Here is an 18,450-nt window from a genome sequence, read left to right as displayed (position 1 = left end):
AGACGCTTTCTGTGCGCTACCGCGCTTTTCGCTGCGACTCACTCGCCGAAGAGGAGCCGCTTTTGCGAATCCCCAATCCCTAATCCCCAATCCCTGCAGTCAAGGCCTCAGCGCGCGGCGGCGCGCATCCCCCGGTACGGCGGCGTCGCCATCACCATTTCCGCCAGCGAATAGGCCAGTTCGCGCTCGGCCATCACCGTGCCGTCGGCGCCGTGGTCGAGCAGGTGCTTGACCTCGGCATCGCTGTGCGCCCGCGCCAGCAGGGTCAACGCCGGATTCAGCGCACGCAGCTTGGCCAGGGCCTCGCCGGCCTCCAGCGGCTGCGGGATCGCCAGGATCGCGATCTTGGCCTTCTCCGGATGCGCCTCGGCCAGCACGCGGTCGGCGGCGGCACTGCCGCGGATGCCGGGGATGCCGTCGGCGTGGGCGCGTTCGACATGGTCGCGGTTGTCGTCGATCACCAGCACCGGCACGCCGCGCTCGCGCAGCACCGCCGCCAGCGCGCTGCCGACCCGGCCATAGCCGATCACGATGGCGTGGTCGACCAGATCCAGCGACGGACCCGGCGGCAGCTCCGGTTCCACCGTCACCGGCGCCTCCACCGCCTGGCGCGCCTGCCAGCGGTCCAGCCAGCTGAACAGCAACGGGTTGGCGATGATCGACAGCAGCGCGCCGGCCAGGATCAGGTCGCGGCCGGTCTCGGGCAGGATCGCCAGGCTCACGCCGAGGCCGGCGAGGATGAAGGAGAACTCGCCGATCTGCGCCAGGCTGGTGGAGATGGTGAGGGCGATGCCGGTGGGGTGGCCGAACGCCCGCACGATCACGAACGCGGCCAGCGACTTGCCGACGGTGATGGTCAGGAAGGTGGCCAGCACCTGCCAGGGATGCTCGACCAGGATGTGCGGGTCGAACAGCATGCCCACCGAGACGAAGAACAGCACCGCGAAGGCGTCGCGCAGCGGCAGCGAGTCGTTGGCGGCCTTGTGGCTGAGCTCGGACTCCTTCAGCAGCATGCCGGCGAAGAACGCGCCCAGCGCGAACGACACGCCGAACAGGGTGGCCGAGCCGAACGCCACGCCCAGCGCGATCGCCAGCACCGACAGGGTGAACAGTTCGCGCGAGCCGGTCGCGGCGACCTTCTCCAGCGCCCACGGGATGGCGCGGCGGCCGACCACCAGCATCACCGCCACGAACGCGGCCATCTTCAGCAGGGTGACGCCGAGCGCGCCGAGGATCGCCCCGGTGTCGGCGCCCTTGCCGCCAAGCGCGTCGGCCAGCGCCGGCAGCAGCACCAGCGCCAGCACCATCACCAGGTCCTCCACGATCAGCCAGCCGACCGCGATGCGCCCGCGCTGGGTTTCCAGCAGGCGCCGTTCCTCCATCGCCCGCAGCAGCACCACGGTGCTGGCCACCGACAGCGCCAGGCCGAACACCAGGCCGTGCAGGGTCGGCCAGCCCATGCTCAAGGCCAGCCCCCAGCCGAGCAGGGTGGCGACCGCGATCTGCGCCAGCGCGCCGGGGATCGCGATCCACTTCACTTCCATCAGGTCTTCGAGCGAGAAGTGCAGCCCCACCCCGAACATCAGCAGCATCACCCCCAGTTCCGACAACTGGGTGGCCAGGGCCTGGTCGGCGACGAAGCCCGGCGTGAACGGCCCCACGCAGATGCCCGCCACCAGGTAGCCGACCAGCGGCGAGAGCTTGAGGCGATGGGCGAGCGTGCCGAGGACGAAGGCGAGCGCGAGCCCGACCGCGATGATGTCGATGAGACTGGTGTCGTGATGCATTCAGGATCGCAGAACAAGGAAGCCTGGAGTGTCGCCGATCGGGGCTTTTGTCGGCAAATCGGTGTGGCTGGCAGCGTGGACACGGCGCTCGGCTCGGCGCTGCCAGAATCCACCCCAGGCGCGTCTGGCGGGAGCGGCGGAACCCGGCCGCGCCGGCCTGGGGGACCGGCGTGGCGGGCGACGATCATCGCGCAATCGGCCACGTCGGCGGTGCCGCGACACGGTCCGGAATGTCGCTCCCCGACAGCACGAATGGGATGGAGGTCGCAGCGAACCGGTCCCGCACGCAACTCCCTGTCGGGAAAGACATTACAGCGCATGGTGGACGTTATCTGTCTACTGTTTCGGCCCATTCCGTGGTGTATGTTTGCGCCCATTGGTGTCCTGCCGGGACAGGGGCATGGCTAGACTGAAGACTTTCGCTAAAGGAATCCTCCTGAGCGCCTTGTACTGCGCGGCTTATCTGGCCGTGTGGCACTGCTCTCTGGATCAGTGGTTCCTGCCGATCGGACTGCGCACGGCAGCACTGCTGTTTCTCCCGTATCGGCTCTGGCCCTACGTGTTCCTGGGAGATGCGGCGGCGCTGTTGAGCATGCGCGTGCCGATGATCGAGGAGGGCGGCGCAAATCCGGTATGGGTGTACGGCAGTTCGTTCCTGCTGATGCCCGCGTTCGCGCTGCTTCCCTGGATGGTCCGGCGCAATCTTCCGGATTTCCGGGTCGAGCAGAGCTGGCTTCCGCTGATCTGCCTGTGCGCGGCGTTGTGGGCGGTGCTCGTCAACAAGGGCGTCAACTGGCTGCTGGGTGGGCCCGCGGCCTACATCAATCTGGAAAACACGCTGAAGTTCTGGATCGGTTTCTATCTGGGTATCGTTATGTTCGTCTTCCCCGCGCTGCTGTGGGTCAGGCGAGCAGAGGGCGATGCGGCTGCGCGAAGGACGGTTCTGCACAGCGCAGGCGTCGCCGCGCTGCTGATGGGCGTCCTGTTCGGTGTCGCGATGCAGGTGGAGGGCGTCCTGCGCCAGTTCCTCCTGGTTCTCATGATTGCGCCGGCCGTCTGGCTGACCTTCAAGCATGCCTGGCGAGGCGCCGCGATCGGCGTGGTGATGGCCAACTTCGCGGTGGCCATGTCCATGCCGAAGACCAATTATGCCGGTGCCTACGACGCGGACTCATTGCAGGTGCAATTGTTGGTCGCCTTTGCGGTGACCGCACTCGCTTCCCTCGGCGCCAAGTTGTCCGTTGCCTTCGATCAAGTGCAACGCTTCGGCTTTGCCGAAAGGGAGGCGCTGCAGGTCGCCCAAGCCAGCTACATGTCGGCCGAACGCACCCTGCGCAACCGGGTGATCGAGTACACCGACATCCACGTGCATATCAACAAGCTGCGCCGCGATATCGCCACCACGCTGAAGGAGCACGGCCACTACGCCGCGGCGATGGAAATGAACCGCACCGGGGTGATCCAGGCGCAATTGCTGGACGATTACGTCGCCGCACTGTATCCGCTGGATATCGAAACCCACGGCCTGTACGGCGCGCTGAATTCCATCGCCTTCGCCAATGCCTGCGAGACCGAGGTCGAGGCGCGCCTGCACGGCGATACGCGGCGGCTGTCGATTGGCCTGCAACTGGCGGCGTACCGGTGCGTCCTCAACGCCATGGAAATCCTGCCCAACGCGGGCCGGCACATCATCACGGCGCGGGTCTGGTCGGCGCGCGGCAAGCGCGGCGTGGTGGTGACGCTGGAAGCCGATACGACCATGCCGGGCAGCGGCCGCAAGCAGCACAGCGCCGACGAGATGGACTGGGAGCTGGCGAGCCGGTTGAAGGCTCATGACGGCACCTGCCGGCGCCGTCATGAGCGAAAGATCAGTTTCCTGATCTCAGAGCCCCTGCAAAAGCCGGTTACTTCTTGATGGTCACGGTCCAGACGTCGCCGTTGGCGCTGCTGGCCAGCTGCACGGTGAAGTAGCGCGCATCGTAGACCACGGTGCCGCGGCTGCTGTCGAAGGTGTCGACGGTGCTCACCCGATCCACGTCCTGACCCATCGGCGTCACCCAGGCGGTGTCGCCGACACGACCGATCGCGCCGCGCACCTGGCCGGTGGCGTCGTTGATCTGCAGGTAGGTCACGCCATTACGCTCGAACTGGTAGATGCGTGCAGACGAATTGGTGGACAGGTTGGTCGCCGCCGGGGCGCTTTCGCCCAGGCCGCGGATGGCGATCGGCGTGCCGACACCACCGCCCGGACAGCAACTCTGCGCCGAGGCATTGAACGCCAGCGCAGAGCAAAGCGCGATGCCCGAGAGCGTCGCGAATTTGGAAGTTTTCCACATAATCAGATCCTTCCCCATAAGGGATTTTTTGCCTGCCGTTCAGGCGATTCCACATTACGCGAATCGCAACAGGCCACTGTTGACAAATAATCAATCGATTCATACTTGTGATGCGTATCACGCTTATCTATGTGGAATGATTTCCACAAAATGCGCCGCATCGGCTTGCTCAGGTATGGCCCCAGGTCGCGCGACTTCGCGTCGACCCTCCGGCAATGCCGGGACGTCGGGCGTGGACTGCACTGCAGTTTCCATGCCATTTATTGCAGGCACACCATCGCGACACAGTGGCAGCGTTTTTCACTGCGCGACATTGCGCCGATAGCGCACGGACGTGGAGTGTCGAATGCTCTGTCTATCGGGCGCGAGTTGCAGCGCGAGTAAATCTATTGCGCTTATGCGGCAGCCCAACGCGCTTGGATTGCGCGACGAGTGCTTGACGCGTCTGCATCGCTGCCGATGGCACTGGGATGGCGCCTCGCGGCGGCCGTGTGCGGAGAGCGGGCGACTGCCGCAGTGCGCTGCGGTGCCCTGCGACATCGACAAGGCCGGCACGCGCAGGCCTTGTCGACACCCCGTCGCTGCTGCGCGGGCACGCATCCGATTCCTGCAGCGTCGTGATGCTGCGCGTCATCGATACGGACGGCGGCGAGGTGCGGTATCGAGACTGCCGGTAGAGAATGCGGCGGCGGTGCCAGTGACACCGCCACCGCACACGCATCACCAGCTGTAGTTGACGTTGGCGTAGGCAAACGCGCCATTGAAGCCGAACGGCGAGGACGTGCTGTACGGCAGGTAGGTGCGGGTGCCGGCACCGGCGCGTGAGCGGTCGGGGTACTCGTTGAGCACGTTGTCGCCGCCGATAGTGACGCGCCACCGACCCAGCGTGTAGGCGGCCGACAGATCCAGCGTCCACTTGGCCGCATAGGTCTGATCGGCGGCGGGCGTGGTGCCGAAGTCGGTGAATTCGCCCCAGCGCGTGGCGGTGGCGGTGAAGGCCCAGGCGCCGGGCGACCACACGCTGCTCAGGAAGAACTTGTCGCGCGGCGAACCGCGGGTGATGCGGCCGATCTCGGCACGGCCGATGCGCACCGCGGTCGGGTCGATCGCTTCCAGCACCGCAGGATTGCCGGCGATCTTCTCGATGTCGGTCTTGTTGTAGTTGTAGCCGGCGGTGAGATCGAGGCTGCTGGCTGGCAGCGCGATCTTGTAGGTGCCGATCGCGTCCACGCCCTGGGTCTTGGTGTCGATGGCGTTGGTAAAGTAGCGGCCGCCGCCGATGCCGGCGTAGCCGTTGCCCTGCAGGTAGTTGCGTACCGCCGTGGAGGTGAGATTCTCCGAGAGCACGATGCGGTCGTCGATGTCGATGCGATAGGCGTCGAGGGTGATGTACAGCGCGTCCACCGGCTGCAGCACCAGGCCCAGGCCGTAGTTCTTGGATTTTTCGGCCTTCAGCGGTTCGGCGCCGAGCGCGATCGCCGCCGGGTTGTCGGTGCGGAAGGTGCCGATCTCGAACGGCGTGGCGGCGATTCTGCCGTCGGGCTGGGCGACGTTGATGAAGTTGGTGGCGACCGACTGGAAATACTGCTGCTGCAGCGAGGGCGCACGGAAGCCGGTGGAGACGGTGGCGCGCAACGCGACCTTCGGGCTGAAGGCATAGCGCAGCGACAGCTTGCCGGTGGCGGTGTCGCCGAAGTCGCTGTAGTTCTCGTAGCGTCCGGCCAGGCCGGCGGAGAACTTGTCGGTGATGTCGCCTTCCAGGTCCAGATAGGCCGAGTAGCTGTTGCGGTCGTAGTGGCCGGAGTCGCTGGGCTTGAAGCCGGCGAACACCTGCGCGCCCGGCAGCAGGGTGCCGTTGGCCGAGGGAATGCCGCCGTTGACGTAGGACGCCGGCTCGCCCGGCGATTCGTTGAACTTCTCGCCGCGCCACTCGGCGCCGAAGGCCAGGGTGAGCGGGTAGGCCAGGCCGACCTCCAGCGATTTGCTGAAGTCGGCGTTGAGCACGTTCTGGGTGACCTGCAGCGCGCCGGCGTAGAACTCGGTGGGGCTGGCCAGGCCCAGGCTGTTGTTGAGGCTGTGGCGCACGTCGAAGCTCAGGTCGTTGCGGCCGTAGTTGTAGCTGAGGTCGATGGCCAGGCCGCCGGCGGTGCTGGACTTGACCCCGCCGACCCAGGACACGTCCTTGCTGACGTTGTAGATCTGCGGCAGGAAGCCGTCCGGGTAGATCTCCGGACGGTTGCGGTTGTCGCCGGACCAGCGGAAGTAGCCGTTGGACAGCACTTCGCGGCGGCTGAGCATCGCGTAGGAATAGAAGGTGATGTAGTCGGCCGGGCTGTACTGGCCGTTGTAGGAGAACGCGCCCTGGTCCACGTCGGGGTCGCCGTAGCGCTGTTGCACCTGGCCCTGGTAGGGCGTGGCGCGGTCGGTCTGGTCCTGGTGGCCGGCCTGTGCGGCGAAATGCACGCTGCCGGTCTCGGCGAAGGTGAGCCCGGCATCGCCGGAGAGTTGGTACTGCTCGCCGTCGCCGGCGCTGTACTTGCCGTAGCGCCCGGCCAGGCTGCCGCCGCTGCCGCTGCCCTTGAGCACGATATTGATGACGCCGGCGATGGCGTCGGAGCCGTATTGCGCCGAGGCGCCATCGCGCAGCACTTCGATGCGTTCGACCGCGGCGATCGGAATGGTGTTGAGATCGGCCGGCGACGAGCCGCGGCCCTGCGCACCGTTGAGGTTGACCAGGGCGGTGGTGTGGTAGCGCTTGCCGTTGACCAGCACCAGCACCTGGTCCGGCGAGAGCCCGCGCAACTGCGCCGGGCGCACCGCATCGGACCCGTCGGTGATCGCCGGGCGTGGGAAGTTCAGCGAGGGCACCGCGCGCGACAGCGCGGTGGCCAGTTCGGTGGTGCCGGTGGACTGCAAGGTTTCCGGCGAGATGATGTCGATCGGCGACGCCGATTCGGCCACGGTGCGGTCGGCCACGCGCGTGCCGGTGACGATGACGGTGTCCAGGGTTTGCGCGTTGCCGGCGTTCTGCGCATGGACGGAAACGGCGGACGTCGCCAGGCACAGGGCGACGGCGTGGGCGAGCGGAGTGAGCGTGCGCGTCATGAGGGAGGCGGCTCCAGTAGTGGGGGAAGGCGTCGCTGCATGCGCGCTCCCCTGTCCCCTGGCGGATGCAGCGACGCTCCCTAGGGATTACCGGCGGATGTCAGGAGTGTCAATGTTCCGTTAAGCGCAAGGCGGAGGTTGCAGTTGCAACCACCGCTGCAGGCGTTGCGGCAGCGCGCATCCCCGGATTTTCCGGCCTCGTAGACAAAATGCCGACGATGCGCGCGGACGTGGTGCACGTGGCCGTGCCTGCGCGTGGCCGCTGCGGCGTTTTCGCAGCGCGAAGTGCAAGATGCTGGCTGCGCGGCACGGGGGCACAGCACGGTGTCGGGCGCGTCGCGGGTGCACGAGCGCAGCATGACGCGAGCATGCATATAGCTTCTGTGGGAGCGGCTTCAGCCGCGACGAGTGAAGCCCAACGCCACCTGGCACCTTCATGCGTCGGGACTGAAGTCCCTCCCACAAGGACGCCCGATCCATGCGCCTTAGGAGCGGCTTCAGCCGCGACGCGCCACCGGTAAAGCGTCGCGGCTGAAGCCGCTCCTACAAAAAAGTCTAGATCCGCGAAAACGTCGCAGGCTGGTGAAGTTCGAATCCCGAATCCCGAATCTCGATTCCCCAATCCCCAATCCCCAATCCCCAATCCCCGCCCCAAAAAAACAACGGCCCGGGAAACCCGGGCCGTCGTCGTGCTCGGCGCAGGCGCAATCAGCGCGCCTGGTCTCGCGATCACCAGCGGTAATTGATCCGCCCGTACACGTAGGCGCCGTTGAAACCGTACGGCGAGTAGTTGCTGTACGGCAGCATGCCGTAGGTGGAGTTGATCAGGTTGGCGGTCTTGTCCGGGTACTGGTCGAACACGTTGTCCGCGCCCAGCGTCAGCGTCCAGTTGGTGCTCGGCTTGAAGCTGGCCGAGGCGTCGACCACCCAGTCCGCGCCGTAGGTCTGGTCGCGCGCGGCGGTGGCCGAATTGCGCACGGTGAACTCGCCGTAGCGGGTCGCGGCCAGGCTCAGGTCCCACTTCGGCAGCTTCCAGGTGCCGCTGAGGATCAGCTTGTCCTTCGGATAGCTGTCTTCCAGACGGCCGATCTCGTCGCGGCCCAGGGTGGTCTGGGTCGAGCCGATGGCGGCCAGCGCCTGCGGCTGGGTGACGGCATGGGTGATGTCGGTCTTGCTGTAGCCGTAGCTGGCGGTGAGGTCCAGCGTGCTGGCCGCGAACGGGATGCTGTAGGTGCCGACCACGTCGACGCCGCGGGTGCGGGTGTCGGCGGCGTTGCTGAAGTAGCGCACGCTGGTGACGTTGCTGTAGCCGAGCTGGCGCAGCTTGGCCAGCACCGCCGCGTCGTTGAGGTTGGACGAGAGCAGGATGCGGTCGTCGATCTCGATCTGGTAGGCGTCCACGGTCAGGTACAGGCGCTCGACCGGCTGCAGCACCAGGCCCAGGCTGTAGGACAGCGAGGTCTCGGCCTTCAGCGGCGCGGCGCCCAGCGCCTGGGCCACCGCGCTGTTCACCGGGAAGGTGCCGGATTCGAAGAAGCTGCCGTTGATGTAGCTGCTGGTCACCGCCTGGTACTGCTGCTGCGCCAGCGACGGCGCACGGAAGCCGCTGGCGACGGTGCCGCGCAGCGCGACCTTGTCGGTGAACGCGTAGCGCGCCGACAGCTTGCCGGAGGTTTTGCTGCCGAAATCCGAGTAGTCCTCGTAGCGGCCGGTGAGGCCGGCGGAGAACTTGTCGGTGAGGTCGGCTTCCAGGCCCGCGTACACCGCGTAGTTGTGGCGGTCCGAATGCACCGCGTTGAGCGGCGCGAAACCGGCGAAGCCCTGCGCGCCGCCGGTGGTGCCGGTATAGGAAGCCAGCTCGCCCGGCGACTGGTTCCACTTCTCCTGGCGGTACTCGGCACCGAAGGACAGCGTCACCGGATAGGCCAGGCCCCACTCCAGCGGCTGGGTGAAGTCGGCGTTGACCGCGTTCTGGGTGTACTCCAGCGCGCCGTCGTAGAAGCGACGCGGGCTGTCGACGCCGAGGCTGTAGTTGATGCTGTTGGCGGTGTGGAAGTCGACCTTGTTGTAGCCGTAGTTGTAGCTGATGTCCCAGGCGAAGCCGCCGGCGGTGCTGCCCTTCAGGCCGGCGACCAGCGAGCGGTCCTTGGAGTACTGCTCGATCTGCGGCACGTAGCCGTCCGGGTAGACCTGCGCCAGCAGCGCGGTCTGGCCGTTGTGGTTGGGCGAGCGGTAGAACGCGAACGAGGTGATGTCGCGGTTGCTGGCGATCGCGGTGGCGTAACCGGTGAGGTTGTCGCTGAAGCGGAACTCGCCGTTGGCCGAGACCGCGGTGGCGTCGACCTTGGGGTCGCCGTAGACGAAGGTGGTCTGGCCGATGCCGGGGTAGTTGCCGGTGTTCGGCGCGGTGCCCTGGTAGGGGCCGGCGCGGTTGGTGGCGTCCTGCTGGCTGATCTGCCCGGCCACGTGCAGGCTGCCGCGGCCATCGCCGAAGCCGACTCCGGCGTCGCCGGAGAGCTGCGACTTGGCGCCGTCGCCGGCCGAGTACTTGCCGTGCTCCACGGCCAGGCTGCCGCCTTCGCCGGCGCCCTTGAGCACGATGTTGACCACGCCGGCGATGGCGTCGGAGCCGTACTGCGCCGAGGCGCCGTCGCGCAGCACTTCCACCCGCTCGATCGCGGCGATCGGGATCGCGTTGAGATCCACCGCCGAGGAACCGCGGCCGATGGTGCCGTTGACGTTGATCATCGCCGAGGTGTGGCGGCGCTTGCCGTTGACCAGCACCAGCACCTGGTCGGGCGAGAGCCCGCGCAACTGCGCCGGGCGGATGCCGCTGGTGCCGTCGGTCAATGCCGGGCGCGGGAAATTCAGCGAGGGCAGCGCGCGCGACAGCGCGGTGGCCAGTTCCGAGGTGCCGGTGGCCTGCAGCGCCTCGGGGGTGATGATGTCGATCGGCGATTGCGACTCGGCGACGGTGCGGTCGCTGACGCGGGTGCCGGTGACGATGACCGTGTCCAGCGTGCTGGGCGTGCTGGGTGCGTCGGACGCGGTCTGGGCGAAGGAGGGGGCGGCGAGGGCGGCGAGCACGGCGCTCGCCAGCAGCGACAACGGACGGTTCATGAAAACTCCAGCAGGTGCCGAAATGGCAGGCGGGGCGCGGCGGCTGGCATGGCCAAGCAGGCCGCGTCCCAGGGGCGGCTTATTATTTTTTAACATGCGTGCTGCGTCGCAGGATGCAAGCGCATGTTCTTATTCTTTTACGTTCTAAGCCGCCCGCGCCGTTGCGTGGCCGCGCCCCTGCGGCCACGCCACGGTCCCTGGCCTTCTCAGAAGCGGTAGCTCACCCGCCCGTACCAGTAGCGCCCGTTGAAGCCGAACGGCGACAGCGGCGAGTACTGCAGGCCGTTGGGGCGGTCGTCGTAGATGTTGTTGAGCGCGGTCCGGGTCGGGTACTGGTTGGTGACGTTGTCGACGCCGACAGTGAAGGTGAGGTCGCGCCAGGCGTAGCTGGTGGACAGGTTGAGCAGCCAGCGCGCCGCGAACGCCTGGTCCTGGCTGCCGTCGGCCTCGTCGCCGCGGCGGGTGATGGCGCCGTAGCGGGTCGCGTCGCCGTGCAGGGTCCAGCCGGCCAGGGTCCAGTCGCCGCTGAGCACGTACTTGGTGCGCGGCGTGGCGTCGGTCAGCAGGCCCTGGCTGGCGCGGCCGAAGTTCGGATCGGAGATCTCCAGGATCTCGATCTTGTTGTAGTTGGCGCTGAAGCTGAGGTTGAGCGTGCCGGCGCGGTCGAGGTCGAGCAGGTAGTTGCTCACCCAGTCCACGCCGCGGGTGCGGGTGGTGGCGCCGTTGACGAAGAACTGCGCGGCGCTGACCTGGCCGATCGGCACGGCCAACGAGATCTGGTCCGAATACAGGATCTGGTCCCAGATGCGGATCTGGTACAGGTCGAGGGTGGAATTGAAGCCGCCGCCGGGCTGCCAGACCGCGCCGATGCTGTAGTTGGTGGATTTCTCCGGCGCCAGCGGCTTGGCGCCGAGCGCGATCGCCACCGGGTCGGAGGTGCGGTAGGTGCCGATCTGGCTGAGGACGCCGCCCACCGGCAGGGTCACCACCGAGGCGTAGTTCTGTTGCGCCAGCGAGGGCGCGCGGAAGCCGTTGGAGATCGTGCCGCGCACGGCGAAGGCGTCGTTGAGCTGGTAGCGCGCCGACAGCTTGCCCGAGCGGGTGGTGCCGGCATCGCTGTAGTCCTCGTAGCGTGCGGCCACGCCGCCGGACAGGCGCTCGCTCAGGTCCGCTTCCAGGTCCGCGTACACCGCCTTGCTGTGGCGCTGGAATTGCCCGGCCACCGAGGGCGACAGGCCGGGAAACACCTGCGAGCCGCCCGGGTAGGGCGCGCCGGTCTCGGGGTTGATGGCGTTCGGATCGAAATAGATCGAGGTGGGCGAGCCGGCCACCACGGCATACTTGTCCTGCCGGTACTCGGCGCCGAAGGCGAGGTTGACCGGATAGGCCAGGCCCCAGTCCAGGGACTTGCTGAAGTCGGCGTTGAGCGCGTTCTGCTCGTTGCGGAAGCCGCCGGCGTTGAAGCGGGTCGGCGAGGCGCCGGTGCTCCAGTACAGGTTGGTGTTGATGGTGTTGCGCAGGTCGAAGGTGACGTCGTTCTTGCCGTAGTCGGCGGAGACGTCCCAGGTCCAGCCGTTGTCGGTGCTGCCCTTGACGCCGAGCACCGCGGCGCGGTCGTTGGACGGGTTGTAGATCTGCGGCAGGAAGCCGTTGGGGTAGACCGCCTGCACGTTGCGGTCGCTGTTGTCCCAGGCGCGGTAGTAGCCGTTGGACAGCACCTCGCGGCGGCTGAAGTTGGCGTAGCCGTACAGGTCGACGTGCGGGGTGAGCGCGTAGCCGAAATTGACCAGCCCCTGATAGGTCTTCAGCGCCGGGTCGCCGTAGCGCTCGTAGGGAACGCCGCTGGGGTTGGCGGCCCCGGCCAGGGTGGTGGCCTTGTCGGTGTTCTCTGCGCGGTTGGTATTCATCGCGTTGAGGTAGTTCCACGACACCCGCACCCAGCCCGGCGCCTCGCCGCCCGGCGCGCCGCCGAAGGCCAGGCCGTAGGAGCCGTCGATCCCGTTCTGCGCGCCGTCGCCCTTGTCCATGATGCCGCCGCTGACGGAAACGCTGTTGCTGCCGGCCTTGGCGCCGTGCTTGAGCACGATGTTGATGACCCCAGCGATGGCGTCGGAGCCGTATTGCGCCGACGCGCCGTCGCGCAGCACCTCGATGCGCGCGATCGCCGACATCGGAATCGAGTTGAGGTCGGCCGGCGCCGAGCCGCGCCCGACCGAGGGGTTGTAGTTGACCAGCGAGGTGGTGTGGTAGCGCTTGCCGTCCAGCAGCACCAGCACCGCGTCCGGCGACAGGCCGCGCAGGGTCGCCGGGCGCAGTGCGTCGTTGCCGTCGTTGATCGCCGGGCGCGGGAAGTTCAGCGACGGCAGCAGCTTGCCCAGCGCGCTGGCGAGGTCGCTGGCGCCGGTGGCCTGCAGCGCCTCGGGCGCGATGATGTCGATCGGCGATTGCGATTCGGCCACCGTGCGGTCGGCGATGCGGGTGCCGGTGACGATGACGTTGTCCAGCGTGGTCGGTGCCTGCTGGGACTGGGCGAGGCTGTTGGCGGAGGCGAGCGCGAGCAGGACGGCACTGACGAGGGGGAGGCGGCGTTGCGTCATCGGGCGGAGACTCCAGTGGCTGGTGGGAGTGGCGTGGGTCTGGCGATTTCCGTTGGGACGGGCGAATGCTGCAGTGCAGCGGGTGCCATCGGATTGAAATCCGTTTTTCACGCCGGCGCGTATACAAATCCGGACCTGGGTCCGGTTTTTGCGGTGCCCAGGGGGGAGCCCCGGACCGCGCCACGTCGCCGCCCCGGGTGGGCCGGGGCGGGCGAAGCGGCTACACTTCCGCCTCGCTAGCCGAGTGCCCTGCCTTGATTTCCCTACGTAATTTCGCCTTGCGCCGCGGCGAGCGGCTGTTGCTGTCCAATGTCGACCTCACCCTGCATGCCGGCTACCGGGTGGGCGTGGTCGGCCGCAACGGGGCCGGCAAGTCCAGCCTGTTCGCGGCGGTGAAGGGCGAACTGGAGGCCGACAAGGGCGACGTCGACCTGCCCGGCAAGGTGCGCATCGCCAGCGTCGCCCAGGAAACCCCGTCGCTGCCGGATCCGGCGCTGAGCTTCGTGCTCGGCGGCGACACCGCGGTGGCCGCGGTGCTGGCCGAAGAGGCCGAGGCGACCGCGCGCGAGGACTGGGAGGCGGTGGCCGCCGCGCACACCAAGATGGCCGAGATGGGCGCCTACGACGCCGATGCGCGTGCCGGCAAGCTGCTGCACGGCCTCGGCTTCCCGGCCGAGACCCATCACCGCGCGGTGTCCTCGTTCTCCGGCGGCTGGCGCGTGCGCCTGAACCTCGCGCGCGCGCTGATGATGCCCAGCGACCTGCTGCTGCTCGACGAACCGACCAACCACCTCGACCTGGACGCGGTGTACTGGCTGGAGCAGTGGCTGCTGAAGTATCCGGGCACGCTGCTGCTGATCTCGCACGACCGCGAGTTCCTCGACAACGTCGCCACCCACACCCTGCATCTGCACAACGGCGGCGCCAAGCTGTACACCGGCGGCTACACCGATTTCGAGCGCCAGCGCGCCGAGCAGCTGCGCCAGCAGCAGATCGCGCACGAGAAGGAACAGGCCGAGCGCGCCCACCTGCAGAGCTTCATCGACCGCTTCAAGGCCAAGGCGTCCAAGGCGGCGCAGGCGCAGAGCCGGATGAAGCGCCTGGAGAAGCTGGCCGGCACCGAGGCGGTGCGCGCCGAACGCGAGTTCCGCATCGAACTGGCGCCGCCGGCCAAGCTGCCGTTCTCGCTGATCCGCCTCAACCACGCCGAGGCCGGTTACGGCGCCGACGCGGTGATCCTGCACAACGTCGGTTTCGGCCTGGAGGCTGGCCAGCGTATCGGCCTGCTCGGCCCCAACGGCGCCGGCAAGACCACCCTGGTCAAGACCCTGGTCGGCGAACTGCCGCCGATCGCCGGCGAGCGCATGGCGCATCCGGACCTGCGCATCGGCTACTTCGCCCAGCACACGGTGGAGTCGCTGCACGAAGGGCAGTCGCCGATGGACCACATGCGCGAGATCGACAAGGACGCCAGCAACCAGGCGTTCCGCGATTTCCTCGGCAAGTGGAATTTCCCCGGCGACCGCGCGTTCGAGCCGGTCGACGGCTTCTCCGGCGGCGAGCGCGCGCGCCTGGCGCTGGCGCTGATCGCCTGGCAGCAACCCAACGTACTGCTGCTCGACGAACCGACCAACCACCTCGACCTGGAGATGCGCGAGGCGCTGGCCGAGGCGTTGAGCGATTTCGAGGGTGCGATCGTGATGGTCTCGCACGACCGCCACCTGATCGGCCTGGTCTGCGACACCTTCTGGCGCGTGGCCGACGGCGTGGTGGAGCCGTTCGACGGCGACCTCGACGCCTATGCCGCGTGGCTGCGCACCCGCCCGGCCGCGCAGGGCACCAAGCATAAACTGGCCGAAGCCGCGCCGACCCCGTCGCCGCCGGTCAAGCCGCTGCCGGCGAAGAAGCCGCCGAACCCGCACAAGCTGGCCGCCGCCGAGAAGCGCGTGGGCGAGCTGGAAGCGGCACTGGCCGAGCTCGATCGCCAGCTCGCCGATCCCAAGCACTACGCCGATGCGGAGAAGATGGCGGTGCTGGGCCGCGAGCGCGAGGCCGCCGCGCGCGAGCTGGCGCAGGCCGAGCAGGCGTGGATGGAGTTGATCGACGGCTGAGGCGCGCCGTGGGCCTGCCTTGCTGGCAGGTAGACCGACGCCGCGGTGGAAGGCGGCGTAGCGTGCCTGCCGGCGACTTTGCGCCGGCCCTGCCGCGCGTGGCACGCTCCTGCTCTGGCCGGTGCAGGACAGCGGGAGGAGCAGCATGACGATCAGCGGCAACATCACGCTGCAGGACTATCTGATCGCCCAGCGCCTGCATCAACGGCGCGCAGTGCGGCGCGTGCTGCTGGCGATGGCGGCGTTGCTGCTGGGCGGATTGATGCTGTTCGCCTTCGCCCGGCATGGCTCGGGCATGGCCATGCTCGGCGTCGTGCTGGCCGCCGCCGGTGGCGGTGGCTTGATCGGCCAGACCATCCAGTCGGCATGGACGATGCCGCGCAAGGTCCGCCGCCTGTATGCGCAACAGGCGGCATTGCGGCATCGCCTTACCCTCCGCTGGGACGCGGCCGGCCTGGAGATCACCTGGGCGGACGGGCGCGTGCAGCGTCCCTGGGGCGACTACGTGCGCTATCGCGAGAATCCGCAGGTGCTGATGCTGTACCAGAACGACATCCTGTTCGACCTGGTGCCGACGTCCTGGTTCACCGATGCCGCGCAGCGCGACGCGTTCCGGCACCTGGTGGCGGCGCAGGTGGGCACCGACGGCGGCAAGCGCGCCGTGTAGCGGGCGCCGCCGGCAGGGCGTGCGCTGGAGACGTGAGATATGGATGTCCGGGCTGTTTCTGTTCCCGCGAATGCGGCTCGGCGATGGTGTCGCCGCCAAGGCACGGATGATTCCCGCCGAGCCAGCAATTCCTTCTCCCTGCGGGAGAAGGTGCCCCGAAGGGGCGGATGAGGGTGCGGGCGCCTGCGGAGTCGCAGCAGCCGGCCGTGCGTGCCGGCGTACCCTCACCCCAACCCCTCTCCCGGTGGGAGAGGGGCTTCAATCGCTTCTCGACGCGGCTCAGGCCGCGGCGCTGGCCACGACCAGCAGGCCGCCGGCGATCGCCGCCCAGTCCAGCGGCGTGCGCGAGCGCAGGCCCTGCAGCGAGGGGCGGGCGGTCGGCGTCGGTCGCAGGCCGGCCTTCAGCGCCATCAGCGCCAGACCGGCGGCGCTGAGCGCCCAATGCCATTCGCTGGCGCCGCTGCGCAGAAAGTAGGCGAGGTGCAGCACACACAGGCAGGCCAGCGCGGCCGCGAGCACGACGTCACGCGAGACCAGTCCCGGACGGGCGGTCAAGGCAATACGGTTCATCAGCAAGTTTCCCCCAGAAACTGTGGGCGCCTTCCCCAGGCGCACATTGCGACTGCGACCGGGATCATAGTTCGCCCCAAACCGGTCGCCAAGCGGCACTGCACAAAATCTTCACGCGGGTATCGTTACCAGCTTCGCGCGCTAGTTTGGCGATGCAGTTCACACCGGCAGAGTGCCCGACAAGCCGTGCATCCAGGCACTTGCCTGCGCCGCCGCCATCCCGGTTCACTCGGCCGACGCCGCCTGCTCGGCCAGCAACCACGTGCGCAGGCGCCGGGCGGCGTCGTTTTCCACGCGCGAGCGCAGCCGGGTCAGCCAATAGCGGCCCAGGTCGATGCGGGTGCTGAACGGACAGACCAGGCGCCCGGCATCCAGGTCCTGGGCGAACAGGCGCAGCGGCAGCAGGGCCACGCCGTGGCCGGCTGCGGCGATGCTGGCCAGGGTCAGCGAGGCATCGCAGATCGGGCCGCCGGCCTGCACCTCGGGCGCGCCGGCGGCCTGCAGCCAGCGCGGCCATTCGTCCAGTCGATAGGAGCGCAGCAGCGCGGTCCTGGCAAGGTCTGCGGGCGTGCGCAGCAGCGGCGCCAGCGCCGGCGCGCACACTGGTGCGAACGGGGCGTCCAGGATCGGTGTGGCGTGCTGCCCCTGCCAGTCGCCGTCGCCGAACCGGATCGCCAGGTCCAGGCCTTCGCCAGCCAGGTCGACCCGGTTGTTGTGGGTGTACACGCGCAATTCGATATCCGGGTGCGCGGCGTGGAAGGCGTCCAGCCGCGGCAGCAGCCAGCCCACCGCGAAGGTGCCGACCACGCCCACGCTCAGCGTCTCGCGGTAGCGGCCGCCGGCGAAGCGCTGCAGCGTCCCGGCGATGCGGTCGAAGGCCTCGGTCAGCACCGGATGCAGGCGCAGGCCCTCGTCGGTCAGGGCGACGCCGCGCGGCAGTCGCTGGAACAGCACCACGCCCAGGCGCGCCTCCAGATGCTTGATCTGGTGGCTCAGCGCGGCCTGGGTCACGCACAACTCGGCCGCGGCACGGGTCAGGTTCTGGTGCCGCGCCGCGGCCTCGAAGGCGCGCAGGGCGTTCAGCGGCAGGTGCGGACGGATCATCGCCAGGTATCAATTCGCCTCATGGGTGCGATTGAATAACCTCGCTGGTGGGGGTGGGTCAATGTGGCCATCATCCTGGCTCCCGACGGAGGTGGACGATGCTGACGAGACGACGGTTCCTGCAGGGCGTGGGCATGGGCGCGAGCCTGCTGGCGGTGGCCGCAGCACAGGCAAAAACCGCGCAACAGCCTGCGCAGACGCTGCAAAAGCGCTTGGCCGAGATCGAGCGTCGCAGCGGCGGCCGGCTCGGCGTGAGCCTGCTCGATGGCGGCGGCGCAACGCTGGGCGGACAGCGCCAGGACGAGCGCTTCCCGCTGTGCAGTACCTTCAAATTTCTATTGGCAGGGGCCGTACTGCAGCGGGTCGACCGCGGTGAGCTGTCCCTGGAGCGGCGCCTGCCGGTGCGCAAGGCGGATCTGCTGGCGAATGCGCCGGTGTCCGAGCGCCATGTCGGCGGCACCCTCAGCGTGGTCGAACTGTGCCGTGCGGCGATGATCTACAGCGACAACACCGCGGCCAACCTGCTGTTGCCGCTGGTCGGCGACCCGCCCGGGGTGAACCGCTTCCTGCGTGCGCTGGGCGATGCGCAGACCCAACTGGACCGCAACGAGCCGGGCATGAACGACTTCGTCGCCGGCGATCCGCGCGACACCACCACGCCGGCGGCGATGGCCGCGACGATGCGTGCCTTGTTGCTCGGGGAGGTGCTGCAGGCGGTTTCGCGGCAGCGCCTGATCGACTGGATGCGCGACAACCGCACCGGCAACGACTGCTTGCGTGCCGGCCTGCCGGCGGGCTGGCGGATCGGCGACAAGACCGGCAGCAACGGCACCGATACCCGCAACGACATCGCCATCGTGTGGGCGCCGGGGCGGCCCACGCCGCTGCTGCTCACCGCCTATCTCAACGGCGCCACGGTCGACAGCGCCGCGCGCGATGCGGCGCTGAAAGCGGTGGCGCAGGCGGTGGTGGCGTCGCTGCCTGCGCAGGCACTGCGTACCGGCTAGGTGCGTTGCGCGCGCTGTATCGACTGCGCTCGCCGCAATCGTGCCG

At 68.2% G+C, this 18,450-nt stretch carries 11 protein-coding genes; 4 read left to right on the top strand and 7 right to left on the bottom strand.

The window, feature by feature from the left end; translation table 11 throughout:
• Positions 1–107 precede the first annotated feature (107 nt).
• Entirely contained in the window at positions 108–1,787 is a 1,680-nt protein-coding gene (ybaL, locus tag AC1PLR_RS15090) for a YbaL family putative K(+) efflux transporter (protein ID WP_481101504.1), read from the bottom strand.
• A 400-nt stretch (positions 1,788–2,187) separates the two neighbouring features.
• Between ybaL and AC1PLR_RS15085 the strand changes: the two genes are divergently transcribed.
• On the top strand, positions 2,188–3,702 hold the full coding sequence (locus AC1PLR_RS15085; protein WP_481101503.1) for an MASE1 domain-containing protein: 1,515 nt from the start codon (positions 2,188–2,190) through the stop codon (positions 3,700–3,702).
• On the opposite strand, the gene AC1PLR_RS15080 is transcribed toward AC1PLR_RS15085, so the two are convergent.
• The 4 genes from AC1PLR_RS15080 to AC1PLR_RS15065 form a co-directional block, all read right to left on the bottom strand.
• Positions 3,692–4,123 carry a hypothetical protein gene (locus AC1PLR_RS15080; RefSeq protein ID WP_420009236.1) on the bottom strand — a complete coding sequence of 144 codons (432 nt, stop codon included), beginning with the start codon at positions 4,121–4,123 and terminating at the stop codon, positions 3,692–3,694. The genes AC1PLR_RS15085 and AC1PLR_RS15080 overlap by 11 nt on opposite strands.
• 720 nt (positions 4,124–4,843) lie before the next feature.
• Positions 4,844–7,228, bottom strand: coding sequence for a TonB-dependent receptor plug domain-containing protein (locus AC1PLR_RS15075; RefSeq protein WP_481101502.1), 2,385 nt, complete (start codon positions 7,226–7,228; stop codon positions 4,844–4,846).
• A gap of 729 nt (positions 7,229–7,957) precedes the next feature.
• Positions 7,958–10,348: a TonB-dependent receptor plug domain-containing protein gene (locus AC1PLR_RS15070; protein ID WP_481101501.1), complete on the bottom strand. Its 2,391-nt coding sequence runs from the start codon at positions 10,346–10,348 to the stop codon at positions 7,958–7,960.
• A gap of 206 nt (positions 10,349–10,554) precedes the next feature.
• Entirely contained in the window at positions 10,555–12,945 is a 2,391-nt protein-coding gene (locus tag AC1PLR_RS15065) for a TonB-dependent receptor plug domain-containing protein (protein WP_481101500.1), read from the bottom strand.
• A 254-nt stretch (positions 12,946–13,199) separates the two neighbouring features.
• On the opposite strand from AC1PLR_RS15065, the gene AC1PLR_RS15060 reads away from it, so the two are divergent.
• Both AC1PLR_RS15060 and AC1PLR_RS15055 read left to right on the top strand, forming a co-directional pair.
• Positions 13,200–15,056 (top strand): ABC-F family ATP-binding cassette domain-containing protein, encoded by a 1,857-nt coding sequence (locus AC1PLR_RS15060; RefSeq protein ID WP_481101499.1) that lies wholly within the window; start codon positions 13,200–13,202, stop codon positions 15,054–15,056.
• Positions 15,057–15,201: 145 nt separating this feature from the next.
• On the top strand, positions 15,202–15,723 hold the full coding sequence (locus AC1PLR_RS15055) for a YcxB family protein (protein ID WP_481101498.1): 522 nt from the start codon (positions 15,202–15,204) through the stop codon (positions 15,721–15,723).
• A 279-nt stretch (positions 15,724–16,002) separates the two neighbouring features.
• On the opposite strand, the gene AC1PLR_RS15050 is transcribed toward AC1PLR_RS15055, so the two are convergent.
• Together AC1PLR_RS15050 and AC1PLR_RS15045 are read right to left on the bottom strand one after the other, a co-directional pair.
• Positions 16,003–16,293 (bottom strand): hypothetical protein, encoded by a 291-nt coding sequence (locus tag AC1PLR_RS15050; RefSeq protein ID WP_019799624.1) that lies wholly within the window; start codon positions 16,291–16,293, stop codon positions 16,003–16,005.
• A 225-nt stretch (positions 16,294–16,518) separates the two neighbouring features.
• Positions 16,519–17,397 (bottom strand): LysR substrate-binding domain-containing protein, encoded by an 879-nt coding sequence (locus AC1PLR_RS15045; RefSeq protein ID WP_481101497.1) that lies wholly within the window; start codon positions 17,395–17,397, stop codon positions 16,519–16,521.
• 98 nt (positions 17,398–17,495) lie between these two features.
• Here AC1PLR_RS15045 and bla point away from each other — a divergent pair, with 98 nt between their 5' ends.
• Positions 17,496–18,404 (top strand): class A beta-lactamase, encoded by a 909-nt coding sequence (gene bla / locus AC1PLR_RS15040; RefSeq protein WP_481101496.1) that lies wholly within the window; start codon positions 17,496–17,498, stop codon positions 18,402–18,404.
• Positions 18,405–18,450 lie beyond the last annotated feature (46 nt).

It is taken from the genome of Xanthomonas sp. NCPPB 3570 (genome assembly GCF_056725115.1).
Note: the sequence above shows the minus strand (reverse complement) of the source record. Positions and strands in the feature narration are given on the sequence as shown.

Excerpts from the sequence above, each read along its gene's own strand:
- ybaL (WP_481101504.1), bottom strand. The coding sequence starts at position 1,787 with ATGCATCACGACACCAGTCTCATCGACATCATCGCGGTCGGGCTCGCG.
- AC1PLR_RS15085 (WP_481101503.1), top strand. The coding sequence starts at position 2,188 with ATGGCTAGACTGAAGACTTTCGCTAAAGGAATCCTCCTGAGCGCCTTG.
- AC1PLR_RS15080 (WP_420009236.1), bottom strand. The coding sequence starts at position 4,123 with ATGTGGAAAACTTCCAAATTCGCGACGCTCTCGGGCATCGCGCTTTGC.
- AC1PLR_RS15075 (WP_481101502.1), bottom strand. The coding sequence starts at position 7,228 with ATGACGCGCACGCTCACTCCGCTCGCCCACGCCGTCGCCCTGTGCCTG.
- AC1PLR_RS15070 (WP_481101501.1), bottom strand. The coding sequence starts at position 10,348 with ATGAACCGTCCGTTGTCGCTGCTGGCGAGCGCCGTGCTCGCCGCCCTC.
- AC1PLR_RS15065 (WP_481101500.1), bottom strand. The coding sequence starts at position 12,945 with ATGACGCAACGCCGCCTCCCCCTCGTCAGTGCCGTCCTGCTCGCGCTC.
- AC1PLR_RS15055 (WP_481101498.1), top strand. The coding sequence starts at position 15,202 with ATGACGATCAGCGGCAACATCACGCTGCAGGACTATCTGATCGCCCAG.
- AC1PLR_RS15050 (WP_019799624.1), bottom strand. The coding sequence starts at position 16,293 with ATGAACCGTATTGCCTTGACCGCCCGTCCGGGACTGGTCTCGCGTGAC.
- AC1PLR_RS15045 (WP_481101497.1), bottom strand. The coding sequence starts at position 17,397 with ATGATCCGTCCGCACCTGCCGCTGAACGCCCTGCGCGCCTTCGAGGCC.
- bla (WP_481101496.1), top strand. The coding sequence starts at position 17,496 with ATGCTGACGAGACGACGGTTCCTGCAGGGCGTGGGCATGGGCGCGAGC.